Raw genomic sequence first — 15,449 nt, 5'->3', positions numbered from 1 at the left:
CCCCTGCGCGCTTTGCGGGCGCAGGGGAAGGCGAACAGTTTAGTCACACTGAACTTTAATCGCCAGGCCGCCGCGTGAGGTTTCGCGATACTTGGCGTTCATGTCTTTGCCGGTTTCGTACATGGTCTCGATCACTTTGTCGAGCGAGACGCGCGGTTCGCTGGTACGGCGCATCGCCATTCGCGCGGCATTGATCGCCTTGACAGAGGCAATGGCGTTACGTTCAATGCATGGCACTTGCACCTGGCCAGCGACCGGGTCGCAGGTCAGGCCGAGGTTGTGTTCCATGCCGATCTCCGCCGCCACGCAAACCTGTTCCGGGCTGGCGCCGAGCAGTTCAGCCAGACCTGCCGCCGCCATCGAGCAGGCAACGCCCACTTCACCCTGACAACCGACTTCCGCGCCGGAAATGGACGCATTCATCTTGTACAGCGCGCCGATCGCTCCGCAGGCCATAAAGTAGCGAATATAGATCTCCGGACTGACGGACTCGATAAAGTGATCGTAATAGGCGAGTACGGCCGGAACGATGCCGCAGGCGCCGTTGGTCGGCGCGGTCACTACGCGGCCACCGGCGGCGTTTTCTTCATTGACCGCCAGCGCGAACATATTGACCCAGTCAACGACGTTCATTGGATCGCTGGAGAGCTTATCGCTGGCCACCAGCAGACGACGCAGCGCCGAGGCGCGACGCGGCACGCGAAGCGGACCCGGCAGCACGCCCTCGGTGTTCATCCCGCGGTCGATACAGGCGCGCATGGTCTGCCAGACGTTGGCGAAATAGTCCTCGATCTCTTTTTTGCTGTGCAGCGCCAGTTCGTTCTGCATCACCATGCCGGAGAGCGACAGGCCGGTCTCTTTACAGTACGCCAGCATTTCCTGTGCCGATTTAAACGGGTAGGGAACCTGCAATTCGTTGGCGTCTTCTTTGCCGAAGTGCTCTTCGTCGACGATAAAGCCGCCGCCAATCGAGTAGTACGTTTTGCTGTAGATCTCTTTCTCGCCGGCCCAGGCATGAATGGTCATGCCGTTTTCGTGCAGCGGCAGATTGTCACTGCGAAAACGCATGCCGTCATCGGCCGGGAAGTCGACTTCGTGCTGCCCGTTGGCCAGCAGCAGTCGGCCGCGCGCCTCGACGTCACGGATAAATGCCGGGATCGCGTCAATATCGACCGTATCGGGCTGATTGCCCGCCAGTCCCATGATAATAGCGATGTCCGTATGGTGGCCTTTGCCGGTTAATGACAGTGAACCGTAGACGTCAACCGCCACACGGGTCACCGCATTAAGCAATCCTTTTTCGACCAGGTCATCGACGAACTGTTTACCGGCCTTCATCGGGCCAACAGTGTGGGAAGATGAGGGACCAATCCCCACCTTGAACATGTCGAATAGACTAATCACGATAATACTCCTGACAGGGTTACCGCGGGTGCGGTAACGATGTAATAACTGCGCATAGTGTAAGAGGGAAGCGCGCTGCCAGTTGAACTATTCACATGAATTAAACTAATGGATAACCGCGATTTTACTAATAGTGAGAGCGCTCTCTCATAAACAGTATAGCTAAGGTCGAGCGCCAATTTGCAGCGCCAGTTCGCGAATGATCCCGGCGGTCATTCCCCAGACAAAATAATGCTGGTACCAGGAGAGCCAGACGCGGTGGTCGTTACCCCGACGGTGGATGTCGAGCGGATGGTAGCGCCCCAGGCGCAGGGCTTCGGCGAGCGGCATTTCGAATACCGCTGAGACTTCGTCCTGACTGGCGTGATAGTGCAGATTGGGGGGAATAATGCCCACCACTGGCGTCACCTGAAAACCGGTAACGCTGTCCACCGGCGGCAGAACGCCGATCACCTCGACGGCTTCCGGCGGGATCGCGACCTCTTCCTGGGCTTCGCGCAAAGCAGCAGCGATAAGCGTCGCATCGGTATTATCTACCGCGCCGCCGGGAAAGGCGACCTGACCGGCGTGCTTGCGCAGCAGCGGCGAACGCTGGGTCAGCAGCAGGCCGGGCTGCGGGCGGCGCACGATCGGCACCAGCACCGCCGCCTGCCGCTGATTGAGCGCATGGCGCGAAGGCTGGGGGCGCAGCAGCTGGAAGCGGGACAGAAAATCATCAAGATTGAGGGCGTGGTCCGCCATGGTCTAGTTCTCCAGTTGGTGCAGGATACGATTAACTTTATCAAAAGTTTCCTGATATTCCGCATCTTCCTCGCTGTCCGCGACGATACCGCCCCCGGCGGAGCAATACAGCTGCCCCTGCCAGGCCGTCAGGGTGCGAATGGTGATGCTGGTATCCATATTGCCGCAATAGCTCAGGTAGCCGATGCTCCCGCACCAGGCGTTACGTCGCTGAGGTTCCAGTTCATCAATAATCTCCATCGCCCGGACCTTCGGGGCGCCAGTGATAGATCCCCCGGGGAAGGCGGCGCGCAGCAGATCGCTGGCATGCAGCGTCGCCGGTAAGCGGGCGGTGATGGTGCTGACCAGATGATGGACCGCCGGGAACGGCTCCACCACGAACAGCTCGGGTACCCGCACGCTGCCCGGCACGGCGACGCGGCCGATGTCGTTGCGCATCAGGTCGACAATCATTAAATTCTCGGCGCGGTCTTTCGGCGAATTCGCCAGCTTCTCAGCCTGCCGCGCATCTTCCTGCGGCGAATCGAGCCGCGGCAGAGTACCTTTTATCGGGCGCGTCTGGATCGCCCCCTGGCGCAGCTGAATAAAGCGCTCCGGCGACAGGCTTAAAATCGCCCCTTCCTCAAGGCGAATAAAGGCGCTAAAGGGCGCGCGGTTGGCAACGTTCAGCTGGCGGAAGGCCTGCCATTCATCACCGACATAGTTGGCCTGAAAACGCTGGGCGAGGTTGACCTGATAGCAGTCGCCGCTGTGCAGATAGGCCTGCACCTGGCGAAATTTCTCGCCGTACTGCTGGCGGCTCATATTTGACTGCCAGGCAGAGGTCAGGGTGAAGGGGTCCCTCGCCGGACGTGATTGCGCCTGCAGCCACTGCAGGCGCTGCTGCGGATCGTCATAGCTGAGCAGCGAAATTTGCTGGCGCTGATGGTCGACAATCAGCGCCCAGTCATAGATCCCCACCGCCATATCCGGCAGCGCGATATCGGCCTGCGCATAGTCCGGAAGTCGCTCAAAGCGGCGGCCCAGATCGTATCCGAATAGCCCCAGTGCGCCGCCAAGAAACGGCAGATCGTCATCGGGCTGTGGCGTGAACGGTTGACGATCCAACTGCTGTTGGAGCAGTTGCAGCGGATCTTCCGTGGAGACCAAAACGGTTTCGCCGTCATCGACCCACGTCTGTTCACCGCGCGTCAACAGCGTGGCGCGCGGGGCAGCCACCAGAATATCAAAGCGGTTATGGGGATGGTCGGCAAAGCCGGAATGCAGCAGCATCGACCAGGGCAGGGCGCTTAACGGCGCAAAATAGTGTTCGGCCGCATCCGGGCGCCAGGGCAGGGTAATAATCGCGGGGGACAACATCTTTCTCGATCCTGAACGTTGCCATCCCTCTGGCGTAGGCGGGGACGGCGTGAAATAATTACGCCCCACAATGTAGCAGGAGTAAAAGATGTTTGCAGGTTTACCTTCGCTGAGCCACGAGCAACAGCAAAAAGCGGTCGAACGTATCCATGAACTGATGGCCCAGGGGATGAGCAGCGGCCAGGCGATTGCCCTGGTGGCGGAAGAGCTGCGCGCTAATCATACCGGCGAGCGGATCGTAGCGCGCTTTGAAGATGAAGACGACGATCAGGATGAAGACGAGTAATTCAGTTTCGTCTTGCTCAGGTCCGAAACCTTACCTCCTCGACAGGATCACATCAGGGACTCGTCCGGGTTCGTCATAGAGCGTTACCTGCGTCATGTGATGACTGCGCCAGAAGGTCACTCGGGTTCCCTTTGGCGTGGGATCCACATGCGCTTCGGTGAGCGGGGAGCCGTTGGCCAGATCCCACACACCGACAAAACGCGCCTGTGGAAGATGATTGCGGATAACCAGATAGCTAAGGTCGGTTATCGCCGGGTTATCAGGCGCCAGCCCTTGCCATAGCTCGCCGTCGCCCGCCAGCCACAGCGCGATGGTGCTCCCGTCCCGCACAAAGTGGCGTGGCTGACAGCCATTCAGTGGCGTCATCGTTGCCTTCTTCATATGCCGAAGCGGTCCGCTGAGCGAAAAAGGCTGCGGTGTGCCGTTCTGATCCAGCGCCCTGGCAGCCAGATGCAGCGTCCAGTCGAGCTGCTGGCGATGGGGGTTTTCCACCGTTGAGAGATCGATGAGAACGTCTTCAAGCCACAGCAGGCGGCGGCGAAAGCGTACGTCACGCCAGGACTCCCGGTCCCATTCGACTCGACTATGACTGTCGAGCGCTGGCGGCGGTTTACCCCAGTCGGTCTCACAATCCAGCCAGTAAACGTCGTCAGCTATATGCCAGCCCAGTAGCGTCGGGATGGCAGGGGGTTGATTGCTCTGGTTAACTGACAGCGTATTATGCGTGGCGCTGTTTTTATAATAGTCATAATGCATTTCCGCCCCGTAGCCGGTGGTGCCAGGATCCGGCAACAGCCAGCCGTCGCGCTGCCATAGCATCAGGCTTTGTCTGTCGTAGTGGTCGTGTTCCCCTCCCCAGGGACTGTGTTTAATCAGCACCGCCAGCTGTTGCTTCGGACGTCGCCACAGGGTCAACCCCGCGCCAGGTGCAAAAAAGGATTGCTGGGGGATCGGCGTCAGCGGTGACTCAGGCAGCGGATGATGGCGCCACAGCAACGTCTCACCCTCGTCAGGCTCCGTTTCGGTGAATTGCAGCACGGCGGCATACAGCGGATCGCGCCAGATAAACCAGGCGAACTCGTACAGATCCCGGTGCTGCAGCTTTTCCTGCCCGGCAAGACAGTCATTCAGCCGCGGGAATGTGCCATCCGGCAGCAGCAGCGACAGCGGGAATTTCAGCATCGGCTGATACCAGGGGCCATCCAGCAGGCTCCAGCGGGTGCCGCGCGCCAGCTTCTCAAAGGCGAAAAAGCCCTGCAGCGCGTAGTAGTGGTAGTGAATCGAACCCTCAAACCATAGCCCCTCTGCCAGCAGGCCATTTTCCAGCTGCCAGCGCAAGCCGTACGGCTGAAAAACGGCAAACTCCAGTAGATCCTCATCTTCGAGGATGAAGCCAAGTACAGCCAGCGCCGCATTGATTTTGACTTCGTGGTTATGGATCTGCGGCGTGCGATGTTGCCGCAAAAACGTGGCCGCACAGCGCAACAGATTTTCCCTGATATGCTGCTGTTCACCAGGCGTCAGGCTGTCGCCAATAAAGTCATAACCCAACGCCATGTCCAAAATGCAGTTGGCTTCGCACAGGGTCTGGGCGTTCATTTTGCCCGGCCCGTTGTTGGGAATATCGCCGTGGACTTCATAGCCCGGATAGACATCCGCATAGCCCATCAATATGGCGCGTACTTTATCGCGCCAGGCTCTCTCACCGGTTAACTGCCATAACAGGCCGAGCCGCTGGCATGCGCTGGCATTACGTCCGTTCATTTCGCGCCACCACGCGCCGTCCCACGGTTCGCCGCGAAAAATCTCGCCATCGACCGGGCAGGCATGCTGGTGGGGCATGTCCGCTCGCCACGTTAATCGTACGCCGTGGTGCGGGCAAAAGTAGTAAAGATTCCAGCTGGCAATCCCGGTCTGCGGAATGCGTAATGCGGCATGAAGTACCGGCTGTGCATCCTTCACGAGCCGTTCGAGCAGCCCGCTATGGGCGGCGGCACGTTCGACAATGTCGGGCCAGAGCCCAGTAAATTGTTTCATTAGCGGTTATCCCTGACCTCTGAGGATGGTAAAAGCGGGGCAATAAGGGTGGTGATATCGTCGGGATATTTCGCCCGCAGCCACTGCGCTTTGTTGCGAAACAGCGGATCTTCCGGCCAGGCGTGGGCGGCAGTGGCGATATTGCGCAGCGCTTTTTGGTCATCCATGTTATCAATGTCTTTCCATGGCCATGGGGTATCGCTGTTAATAAATCCGGCGATGTACTGATAGCCTTTGCGCAGACTATGGTCATCAAGGGTGAAGTTCCAGATATCGACGCCCGCTTTCTCGCCCAGTCGCCCGAGGCGGTTGTAGGCTTCAAGGTTGAAATTACTGTAGTGCCAGGGCCGCGTACGCTCCAGCTCGGCCATCTGACGGCCTTCGATATCAAATTGACCGGCAATGCGCCGTAGTTGGGTGAGATACAGGCGCTGTTTTGCCTCGTCGGTTTTTCCGCTAAACAGGGCGAAGGTGACGGCCTGCATGTCAAAATAGCTGCCGTGGTTGTTGTGCCAGTTATCTTCTTCGAAACCGTTCTGGCTGGTGGTCATCCAGTGATAATACTCGCCAAACCACTGCTTCAACGCACTCACGTCCTTCTCGCTAAGCGCCGCAGAGGATTGCAGCAGGGCGATAGCGTCCACCACCTCAACCAGCGCCCGGCTATCAATAATGCCGATACCGCGCCCGTTGTTAATGCCGGGAATGGCCTGGGCGTATTGCAGATTGGGGTTCATACGCGTCTGTGGGTCGAGAAACCAGGCCTTCAACTGGGCTGCCGCTTTTTGCGCGTAGCGATCGTCGTGGGAGAAGTACCACGCCAGCGCCAGGGTTGATACATCCTGACTCATCTTCACCAGGCGGTTTTTATCGGTGGCATCGCTATTGGCGTCCGGGTTGGTTTGCCCATCTTTGCGGATATACGGCAGCCCGTCTTTGGTATCGGGATTCGGCCACCAGTAAGGGGGGAAACTATAGTAGTCGTGTTTGTTGCCGCTGGCAGCGACCAGCGTTTTGTCCATCACTGAGCGCAGCGGATGCGTGAGCGCCAGATCGGCTTTTTTTAGCAAGGCCGCCTGCGCCAGAACAAACAACGGATCTTTGGCGGCAATCTGCTGGCGGCTAAAGGCTAAATCCTTTTCGTCCAGCGTGTACGGCTCGGCGGCATGCAGAGAAGCGCTAACGCTGGAACAAAATAGCGCAACGCATAACCAACCTCGGCGAGGTATTGCGTTCATGGTGATAACCCTTCTGCAAGTGTGAGAAAAGATAACAACGGATTTAAGCCTGTCGCGTATTTAAATAACACATAAAACAGGCGGTTTAATTAAAAACAATATATTTGAATATACAGTGGCGAGCAGTGTAAAAGACAAAGTTATTTTTTGTGTGACGCTCATCAAATTTATCGCTATCGATGGATAATGACCTTTTTAATGTTATGTGTATCACGAAATTTAGCGTTTTTCTATATTTTTTGATTATTTTAACAAAAATGGTAAATTTATAATTAATTGATTTTAATATATATTTTTTGTATGTAACTTTCAATGTCACTTTTCTATGTGATCTGATTCAACTTTTTTGTTTTTGAAACGCAATTTCTTTTTACTGTGGTTGTATTGATGGGTGTGTTTCTATCTAATGAATGGAAATATTTCTTGCGTCAGCTGTTTTAACGCCTGAGCGATATTCAAATTAATTCCTGCGTATTAATTGAGAATTTAATTACCTTTGTGTCCAACAATAAAGGATATGCAATCATGTCTGCGAATAAATTCCGCTCATTATTACTACTCACCGCGCTTGGACTCGGCGTGAGCCAAAGCTATGCCGCCACGACTCTCAACGTCTGGATCCGCGCCAGCAACGACTCGAAAAATATATACAAGCAAGAGGCGGAGAAATTTGAAGCAAAAACCGGTATCAAAATTGAGTATTTCAACGCCACTACTGACTTTGAACAGCGCCTGGCGCGCGCCACGGCGGGTAACGCTTTGCCCGATCTGATTTTTAACGACGCGGCTTCGCTGGGGCAGTTTATCCAGTTGGGTATTGCTGAGGAAATAGATCCGCAGTCGATCGCCGGCGGCGACCAGCTCTTCCCTACCGCCTGGAAGAGTACCCGCTATATCGACGGTAAGTACTACGGTGTGCCGACCTCCGCCCAAACGTTCGCCCTGTTTGTACGCAAAGACTGGCGGGAAAAGCTGGGGCTGCCGCAGCCTAAAAGCTGGGAAGATATTCAGACCCTGGCGAAAGCCTTTACCACCGAGGATCCTGACGGTAACGGCAAAAACGATACCTACGGCTTTATCGTCCCCGCCTCCACGACGCGCGGCTACGCCAGCTGGTTTATGAGCAGCTTTATCTGGCAGGCGGGAGGGGATTTCGTCAAAGAAGAGGGCGGCAAATTCCGCGCCTCACTCAATACGCCAGAAGTGGTTCAGGCGATGACCTTTATACGCACCATGATGTGCGAAAAAGTCACCCAGCCGGGGGCGATTAACGCCACCACCGCCGACGTCATCCCGTCTTTCCGCTCCGGGCAAAGCGGCATGTTCTTTAGCGGCCCGTACCATATCGCGCTGTTTGATAAAGACCCGGGTAAAGACAATTTTGAAGTGGTTCCGGTAGCAGGGCCAACAGGCGAGGCCACGCTCGCGGAGGGCACCACGGTCTTTATGATGAAGAGCAGCAAACAAAAAGACGCCGCGCGTAAATTTATCGAATTTATGATCTCGGCGGAAGGTCAGGAAATCGGCATGGGTAAAGGTAGCCAGCATATTCCGGTGGTGCGCCTGCCGGTGAATAAGAACGTCGACGTCAAAGCCGTCTATCAGGACGCCCGCTGGGAGACTTTCGCTAGGCTTTACAATCAACAGGGACGCTATGTGCCGCAAATACCCAACTGGACGCCGGTGCGTCAGGTGGCCGCCGAGGGCTTTAACCGTATTTTTGCCGACTGCAACAGCCCGATCGCCGGCGAGCTGGAGAGTATCGACGGCAAGGTGAACGCTGAGCTGAAAAAACAAAATGTGCTGGCTAACTGAGGACAACCGCGATGACGCTGCATGAGACGAAGTCCTCGCCGATGAAGCAGGCCGCGTCGCCTGACTCGATCGGATGGCTGAGCGCAAAGCGTAAGCGGGCGCTGATCCCGTGGCTGTTTTTAGCGCCTGCGCTCATTATTTTTAGCTGGTTTAAGTTCATCCCGATGATTCAGGGTCTGGTGATGAGCTTTTACAAGGTCAACTTTAATCAGCCGAACGAGTGGGTAGGACTCGATAACTTTACCCGTGCTTTTGCCGACGTCGAGCTGCACGCGGCGGTGGTGAATACGCTGCTGTATGTGGTAGTCACGATGTTCGCTGCGGCTATCCTGGCGTTCTTCCTCGCGATGCTGCTGGAAGGCCCGGCGCGCCACCTGCGTTTTATTCGCACCGCCATCTTTTTACCCGCCGTCACCAGCGCGGCGATCGTCGCCGAAATGTGGCGTATTTTATTCAACCCGACGCCCAACGGCGTGGTTAACCACATTCTCAGCTGGTTTGGCGTCGCCGATCAGGGCTTTCTTGCCAGTTCCGACCAGGCGCTGGGGGTCATCATGCTGCTGCACATCTGGAAAGCGGTGCCTTACAACATGGTGATCTTTATTGCCGGTCTGGCGGGGATCAGCCGCGATTTATACGATGCGGCGAACGTCGACGGCGCTAACTGGTGGAACCGTCTGCGCTACGTCACGCTGCCCGGCATGATCCCGGCGCTTTCGGTGGTGCTGATGCTCTCCTTTATCCGCGGTTTCCGCGTGTTTGCCGAGGTGTATGCCACCACCGGCGGCGGGCCATCTAATGCGACGGAAATGGTCATGACCCACATCTACAAACTGGGGTTTGAGCAGTTTGACTATGGCTACGCGTCGGCAGTGTCGTTCCTGCTGTTCGCCTTCACGGTTTTCTTAACCATTTGTCATCTGACGCTGAAAAAACGTATTGCACGTTACTAAGGAGCCGCGATGTTAAGTCAACGTTGGGATACTGCAGGGCGCTGGTGCATCTATGCGCTGCTGCTGATCGTTTTTGTCGGACCGTTCTGGGGCATCGTCGCCACGGCATTCAGCGGTGCGCCGGTGAAACCGGGTGAGCTGCTGGCCTGGCCGAATCAATTCTCGTTTGAAAATTTCATCTTCGCCTGGCGGGATATCGGTGTCTGGCAGTATCTGTTGAACTCCATCCTGGTGGTGTTCTTCGGCACCGTTTTGCAGGTGTCGGTCAGCGCGCTGGCGGCGTATGCCCTGGCCCGTAAGCAGTTCCGCGGCGTGGCGCTGGTGAGTCTGGTGATTTTGTCGACCATGATGCTACCGGAAGAGGTGATTGCGATCCCGCTGTACATGATCATCAACTGGCGGCTGCCGCTGATCGATGCCTCACTCTACAACAGCTATCTCGGGATGATACTGCCGGTCGTTGGCTGGGCGTTTTCCATCTTTGTGCTCACGGAATTTATGTCGGCGATCCCAAAAGAGCTGGAAGAGGCGGCGCGCATTGATGGCGCCAACGAATGGCAGATTTTCTTTCACGTGATCCTGCCGCTGGTGAAACCGGCGCTTGGCACGGTAGTCACCTTCGGCTTCATTATGATTTGGGACCAGTACCTGCTGCCGCTGATTGTGGTCAACCACGACAGTCTGAACACCATTCCGGTGATCCTCGGTACGCTGCGTACCGACGAGAGCATCACGCCAAACATTTTTATCGCCATTACGCTGCTGGCGATGCTGCCCAGCATCATCGTCTATCTCGGTCTGCAAAAACATTTCAATCGCGGGATTATGTCCGGCGCGGTCAAAGGATAAGGAGTTACCCATGGGATCTGTTGTACTGAATAGCGTACGTAAATCGTATGGTGATGCGCACGTGATAAAGGATGTGTCGCTGACCATTCCGGACGGCGAGTTCTGCGTGCTTGTCGGGCCCAGCGGCTGCGGCAAGTCGACGCTGCTGCGCATGATTGCCGGCCTGGAGGAGATTTCCGGCGGGGAAGTGCATATCAATGAACGCAATGTTACCGACGTCGAGCCGAAGCTGCGCGACATTGCCATGGTGTTCCAGAGCTACGCCCTCTATCCGCAGATGACGGTGCGGGAAAATATGGGCTTTGCGCTAAAGATGGCTAAGTTGCCGAAAGCGGAGATTAACCAGAAGGTGAATGAAGCCGCTGCACTGCTGGGGCTGGATCCCCTGCTGGAGCGCTTACCAAAGGATCTCTCCGGCGGCCAGCGGCAGCGCGTGGCGATGGGACGTGCCATCGTGCGTAAACCGCAGGTGTTTTTGTTTGATGAACCGCTGTCAAACCTCGACGCTAAGCTGCGTACCCAGGTGCGGGGTGAGATCCGCGAACTGCATCGCCGGCTGAAAACCACCTCGGTATACGTCACCCACGATCAGATCGAAGCCATGACCATGGGGCAGATGATTGTGGTCCTGCGCGATGGGCGCATCGAGCAGGCGGGTACCCCACTGGAGCTGTACGACCAGCCGGCGAATCTGTTCGTTGCCGGGTTTATTGGTTCGCCGGAGATTAACCAGCTGCCCGGTGAGGTCGAATTGAACGGAGATGCGACCAGCCTGCGGCTGAAAGATGGTTCGCTTCTGGCATTACCTGCGGGGTTAGCGGTCACCAATGGTCAACAGGTGGTGTATGCCATTCGCCCTGAGCAGGTCAACGTGGTGCATGAGCCCCGCGATGATGCGCTGGCGGCGAAGGTCACAGCGGTAGAGAACACCGGTTCGGATATGCAGTTGTTCTGCGATACCGGCGGCGGGGCGTTTACTTCGGTATTTAAACAGCGACTGGCGGTGAAAGAAGGCGACAGCATCTGGCTGCAGCCGAAGCTTTCTGGCGTGCATCTGTTCGATGCGCAAAGCGGTCAACGTATAGCCTGCCGGGAGGGCGTCTGACGTGGCGATGAAGCTGTACACCCTTGACGAAAGCTGTCTGGAAAACGCGCGTGCGGGATTAAAACAGCCGTTCTCGCCGCTGCAGCTGGCGCTGAGCAAGCTGGTTTCGCAGGCCGATATTCTGCGTCGTGAAGCGCCGGAAAGCGTTGTGCAAAAAAAACTGCGGCCGGCGAGCGGCGACGCGCACGATTACTACAGCCTGGGCACCTACTGGTGGCCGAACCCACGGCGCCCCAACGGGCTGCCGTATATTCGCCGCGACGGGCATATCAATCCGCAGTGTGAAAATAACGATACCGACACCTCGCGCATTATCCGCATGTGCGAACGCTGTCTGACTCTGGGGCTGGCGTGGTATTTCACCGGTCAGCGCCACTACGCCCAGGCGGCGGCCATGCAGATCCGCTGCTGGTTCCTGGATTCAGAGACGCGAATGAATCCGCATCTGAACTATGGCCAGGCAATTCCGGGGATTGTCTCCGGTCGCGGCACCGGGCTAATAGACACTCGCTTAATGTGGATGGTGGTCGATACCATCGGCTTGATTAGCCCGGCGAACGTGCTGGATACCGACGATATTATCGGCCTGCATCAGTGGTTCCGGGATTTTAACCACTGGATGTACTACAGCGAAATCGGCCATTCAGAGTATGTCTGGCACAACAACCACGGCACCTGGTACGACGCCCAGCGGACGGTTAACGCGCTATTCTACGGCGATAAAGGGCTGGCGGCGCGGATCATTGCGCAGGGGATCACCCAGCGAATGGCGGCGCAGATTGACCAGGATGGCAAGCAGACCATGGAGCTTGAGCGCACCATTCCGTTCCATTACTCGCTGTTTAATCTGGAGGCGCATCTGCTGCTGAATCGCTATGCCGAGCATGTCGAATTCGATCGCTGGAACACCATCCGCGACGGGCGAGGAGTGAAGCAGGGGATAGATTACCTGGTGCCGTTTATCCGTGAACCCGATCTCTGGCCGTACAGTGACCTGCAGGGGATAGTGTGGGATAGCGCGCTGCGGGTGCTGCTGCAGTCAGCCCGTGGTTATGCAAAACAATCCGCCAGCTATCGCGATGTGCTGAAATGCCTGCCGCAGGAGACGCTGCAGTTGAAGGAACAACTGATGTGGTGTCCGGGTTTGTAGGCCTGATAAGCGCAGCGCCATCAGGCATTAGGTGCACGTTGCCGGATGGCGGCGTGCCGCCTTATCCGGCCTACAGATACCGTGTCTCGCCGATCTCGGGAGGCACGGTATAACGAGTTACACCGCGGCGATAATCTTAATCTCAACCTTATATTTTGGGTTCATCAGTTTCGCCTGTACCGTACAGCGTACCGGCGCGTGACCGGCGACGACCCATGCATCCCAGGCCTGATTCATTGCCGCAAAGTCTGCGCCGTCGGCGAGGAAGAGGGTGGCGTCAAGAATACGCGACTTGTCGCTGCCCTGTTTTTCCAGCACCGCGTCAATCTGCGCCAGGGTGTTGGCGGTCTGCTCGAAGGCGTCGGCATCGAGATTTGTCGGCACGCCGGTGTAGTACAGGGTCTGGTTGTGGATCACCACGTCTGACCAACGGGCTTCGGCATCAATACGCGTAATTGTCATGTCTTTTTCCTCTTTGAGCATTCCATTCGGCAGCGGCAAGACTGCCATAATGTTCCGCTCGCGTCACTACCCGGACTGGCGAAACGCCGTCCTCCCTGACATAATCACTGTCCAAATAACCAGGGGGCAATGTGATCGACGATTTTGCAGCAGACGGCCAGCTAGCCAAAGCCATACCGGGATTTAAGCCGCGCGAGCCGCAGCGCCAGATGGCGATAGCCGTTAGCGAAGCGATTGAGGCCTCCCGTCCGCTGGTGGTGGAAGCGGGGACCGGAACCGGTAAAACCTACGCTTACCTGGCGCCTGCGCTGCGGGCGAAAAAAAAGGTGATTATCTCCACCGGCTCGAAAGCGCTGCAGGATCAGCTCTACAGCCGCGATCTGCCCACCGTCGCCAAAGCGCTCAAATTCACCGGCAAACTGGCGCTGCTCAAAGGGCGCTCCAACTACCTGTGCCTCGAACGTCTTGAGCAGCAGGCGCTGGCGGGCGGCGATCTGCCGGTACAAACCCTCAGCGATGTGATCCTCCTGCGCTCCTGGTCGAACCAAACCCAGGATGGCGATATCAGCACCTGCGCCAGCGTGGCGGAAGACTCCCAGGCCTGGCCGCTGGTCACCAGCACCAACGATAACTGTCTCGGGAGCGACTGCCCACTGTATAAAGATTGCTTCGTGGTGAAGGCGCGTAAAAAAGCGATGGACGCCGACGTGGTGGTGGTCAACCATCATCTTTTTCTTGCCGATATGGTGGTCAAAGAGAGCGGCTTTGCCGAGCTGATCCCCGAGGCGGAAGTGATGATCTTCGATGAAGCCCATCAGCTGCCGGATATCGCCAGTCAGTACTTTGGTCAGTCGCTCTCCAGCCGCCAGCTGCTGGATCTGGCGAAAGACATCACCATTGCCTACCGCACCGAACTGAAAGACACCCAGCAGTTGCAAAAATGCGCCGACCGCCTGGCGCAAAGCGCGCAGGATTTCCGCCTGCAACTGGGGGATCCCGGCTATCGCGGCAACCTGCGCGAACTGCTGGCGGATAGCCACATTCAGCGCGCGCTGCTGCTGCTCGATGACGCGCTCGAGCTATGCTATGACGTCGCCAAACTTTCGCTGGGCCGTTCGGCGCTGCTCGACGCCGCTTTTGAGCGCGCCACCCTCTATCGCGGGCGCTTAAAGCGGCTGAAAGAGATTAACCAGCCGGGCTACAGCTACTGGTATGAGTGCACCTCGCGCCACTTTACTCTCGCCCTGACGCCGTTGACCGTGGCCGAGAAGTTTAAAGAGGTGATGACGCAGAAGTCGGGGAGCTGGATCTTTACCTCAGCGACGCTGTCAGTGAACGACGATCTGCACCACTTCACCGCCCGGCTGGGGATCGACGAGGCGCAGTCCCTGCTGCTGCCAAGCCCCTTTGATTATCAACATCAGGCGCTGCTTTGCGTGCCGCGCAATCTGCCGCTGCCGAATCAGCCTGGCGCGGCGCGCCACCTGGCGGCGATGCTCAAGCCGCTGATCGAGGCCAACGACGGTCGCTGCTTCATGCTGTGTACCTCGCACGCCATGATGCGCGATCTGGCGGAGCAGTTCCGTGCCACCATGACGCTACCGGTGCTGCTGCAGGGGGAGACCAGCAAAGGCCAGCTGTTGCAGCAGTTTGTCAGCGCCGGCAACGCCCTGCTGGTGGCCACCAGCAGCTTCTGGGAAGGGGTCGACGTGCGCGGCGATGCGCTGTCGCTGGTGATCATCGATAAGCTGCCGTTTACTTCGCCGGACGACCCGCTGCTAAAAGCGCGCATGGAAGATTGCCGGCTGCGCGGCGGCGATCCGTTCGATGAAGTGCAGTTGCCGGAAGCCGTCATCACCCTCAAACAGGGGGTGGGACGCCTGATCCGCGATATCGACGATCGCGGGGTGCTGGTGATCTGCGACAACCGGCTGGTGATGCGCCCCTACGGCGCGGTGTTCCTGGCCAGCTTGCCTCCTGCGCCGCGGACCCGCGATATCCGCCGGGCGGTGCGCTTCCTCGCCGTGCCGCCGGCAAGGTAATCCGCACT

General features: G+C 57.4%; 13 protein-coding genes. 7 read left to right on the top strand and 6 right to left on the bottom strand.

Features of this window, described 5'->3' with window-relative positions; translation table 11 throughout:
- Positions 1-39: 39 nt before the first annotated feature.
- The 3 genes from sdaA to pabB all read right to left on the bottom strand — a co-directional run bounded on the left by sdaA (position 40) and on the right by pabB (position 3,504).
- Positions 40-1,404, bottom strand: coding sequence for an L-serine ammonia-lyase (gene sdaA / locus CWM58_RS14585; protein ID WP_061154131.1), 1,365 nt, complete (start codon positions 1,402-1,404; stop codon positions 40-42).
- Positions 1,405-1,566: 162 nt separating this feature from the next.
- Positions 1,567-2,145: a CoA pyrophosphatase gene (locus CWM58_RS14580; protein ID WP_008804292.1), complete on the bottom strand. Its 579-nt coding sequence runs from the start codon at positions 2,143-2,145 to the stop codon at positions 1,567-1,569.
- Between the two features lie 3 nt (positions 2,146-2,148).
- Positions 2,149-3,504: an aminodeoxychorismate synthase component 1 gene (gene pabB / locus CWM58_RS14575; RefSeq protein ID WP_100681201.1), complete on the bottom strand. Its 1,356-nt coding sequence runs from the start codon at positions 3,502-3,504 to the stop codon at positions 2,149-2,151.
- Positions 3,505-3,592: 88 nt separating this feature from the next.
- On the opposite strand from pabB, the gene CWM58_RS14570 reads away from it, so the two are divergent.
- Positions 3,593-3,790, top strand: coding sequence for a YoaH family protein (locus CWM58_RS14570; protein WP_061154133.1), 198 nt, complete (start codon positions 3,593-3,595; stop codon positions 3,788-3,790).
- 30 nt (positions 3,791-3,820) lie between these two features.
- Here CWM58_RS14570 and CWM58_RS14565 read toward each other — a convergent pair whose 3' ends face one another.
- Both CWM58_RS14565 and CWM58_RS14560 read right to left on the bottom strand, forming a co-directional pair.
- Positions 3,821-5,827 carry a heparinase II/III family protein gene (locus tag CWM58_RS14565; protein WP_100681200.1) on the bottom strand — a complete coding sequence of 669 codons (2,007 nt, stop codon included), beginning with the start codon at positions 5,825-5,827 and terminating at the stop codon, positions 3,821-3,823.
- A complete protein-coding gene (locus tag CWM58_RS14560; RefSeq protein ID WP_100681199.1) occupies positions 5,827-7,065 on the bottom strand; it encodes an alginate lyase family protein in 1,239 nt (412 codons plus the stop codon). The genes CWM58_RS14565 and CWM58_RS14560 overlap by 1 nt, the downstream gene beginning before the upstream one ends.
- A 525-nt stretch (positions 7,066-7,590) precedes the next feature.
- Here CWM58_RS14560 and CWM58_RS14555 point away from each other — a divergent pair.
- From CWM58_RS14555 to CWM58_RS14535, 5 genes are read left to right on the top strand one after another with little or no spacing between them, the layout of a single operon-like run.
- Entirely contained in the window at positions 7,591-8,880 is a 1,290-nt protein-coding gene (locus CWM58_RS14555; RefSeq protein ID WP_100681198.1) for an ABC transporter substrate-binding protein, read from the top strand.
- A 41-nt stretch (positions 8,881-8,921) separates the two neighbouring features.
- Positions 8,922-9,833 (top strand): carbohydrate ABC transporter permease, encoded by a 912-nt coding sequence (locus CWM58_RS14550; RefSeq protein ID WP_413773490.1) that lies wholly within the window; start codon positions 8,922-8,924, stop codon positions 9,831-9,833.
- Positions 9,834-9,842: 9 nt separating this feature from the next.
- Positions 9,843-10,682 carry a carbohydrate ABC transporter permease gene (locus tag CWM58_RS14545; RefSeq protein WP_061154137.1) on the top strand — a complete coding sequence of 280 codons (840 nt, stop codon included), beginning with the start codon at positions 9,843-9,845 and terminating at the stop codon, positions 10,680-10,682.
- Positions 10,683-10,692: 10 nt separating this feature from the next.
- Entirely contained in the window at positions 10,693-11,787 is a 1,095-nt protein-coding gene (locus tag CWM58_RS14540; protein WP_100681197.1) for an ABC transporter ATP-binding protein, read from the top strand.
- A 7-nt stretch (positions 11,788-11,794) separates the two neighbouring features.
- Entirely contained in the window at positions 11,795-12,937 is a 1,143-nt protein-coding gene (locus tag CWM58_RS14535; protein ID WP_100681286.1) for an alginate lyase family protein, read from the top strand.
- 117 nt (positions 12,938-13,054) lie between these two features.
- Here the strand turns inward: CWM58_RS14535 and CWM58_RS14530 are convergent, their stop codons facing one another.
- Complete coding sequence (locus tag CWM58_RS14530) at positions 13,055-13,399, bottom strand: RidA family protein (protein WP_100681285.1); 345 nt, start codon at positions 13,397-13,399, stop codon at positions 13,055-13,057.
- A 131-nt stretch (positions 13,400-13,530) separates the two neighbouring features.
- On the opposite strand from CWM58_RS14530, the gene CWM58_RS14525 reads away from it, so the two are divergent.
- Complete coding sequence (locus CWM58_RS14525; RefSeq protein ID WP_100681196.1) at positions 13,531-15,441, top strand: ATP-dependent DNA helicase; 1,911 nt, start codon at positions 13,531-13,533, stop codon at positions 15,439-15,441.
- The last annotated feature ends 8 nt before the right edge of the window (positions 15,442-15,449 follow it).

This window comes from Klebsiella sp. H-Nf2, from assembly GCF_002806645.1.
Taxonomy (GTDB): Bacteria; Pseudomonadota; Gammaproteobacteria; order Enterobacterales; family Enterobacteriaceae; genus Klebsiella; species Klebsiella variicola.
The sequence above is the reverse complement of the archived record's forward strand: the minus strand, read 5'-3'. Positions and strand labels throughout refer to the sequence as shown.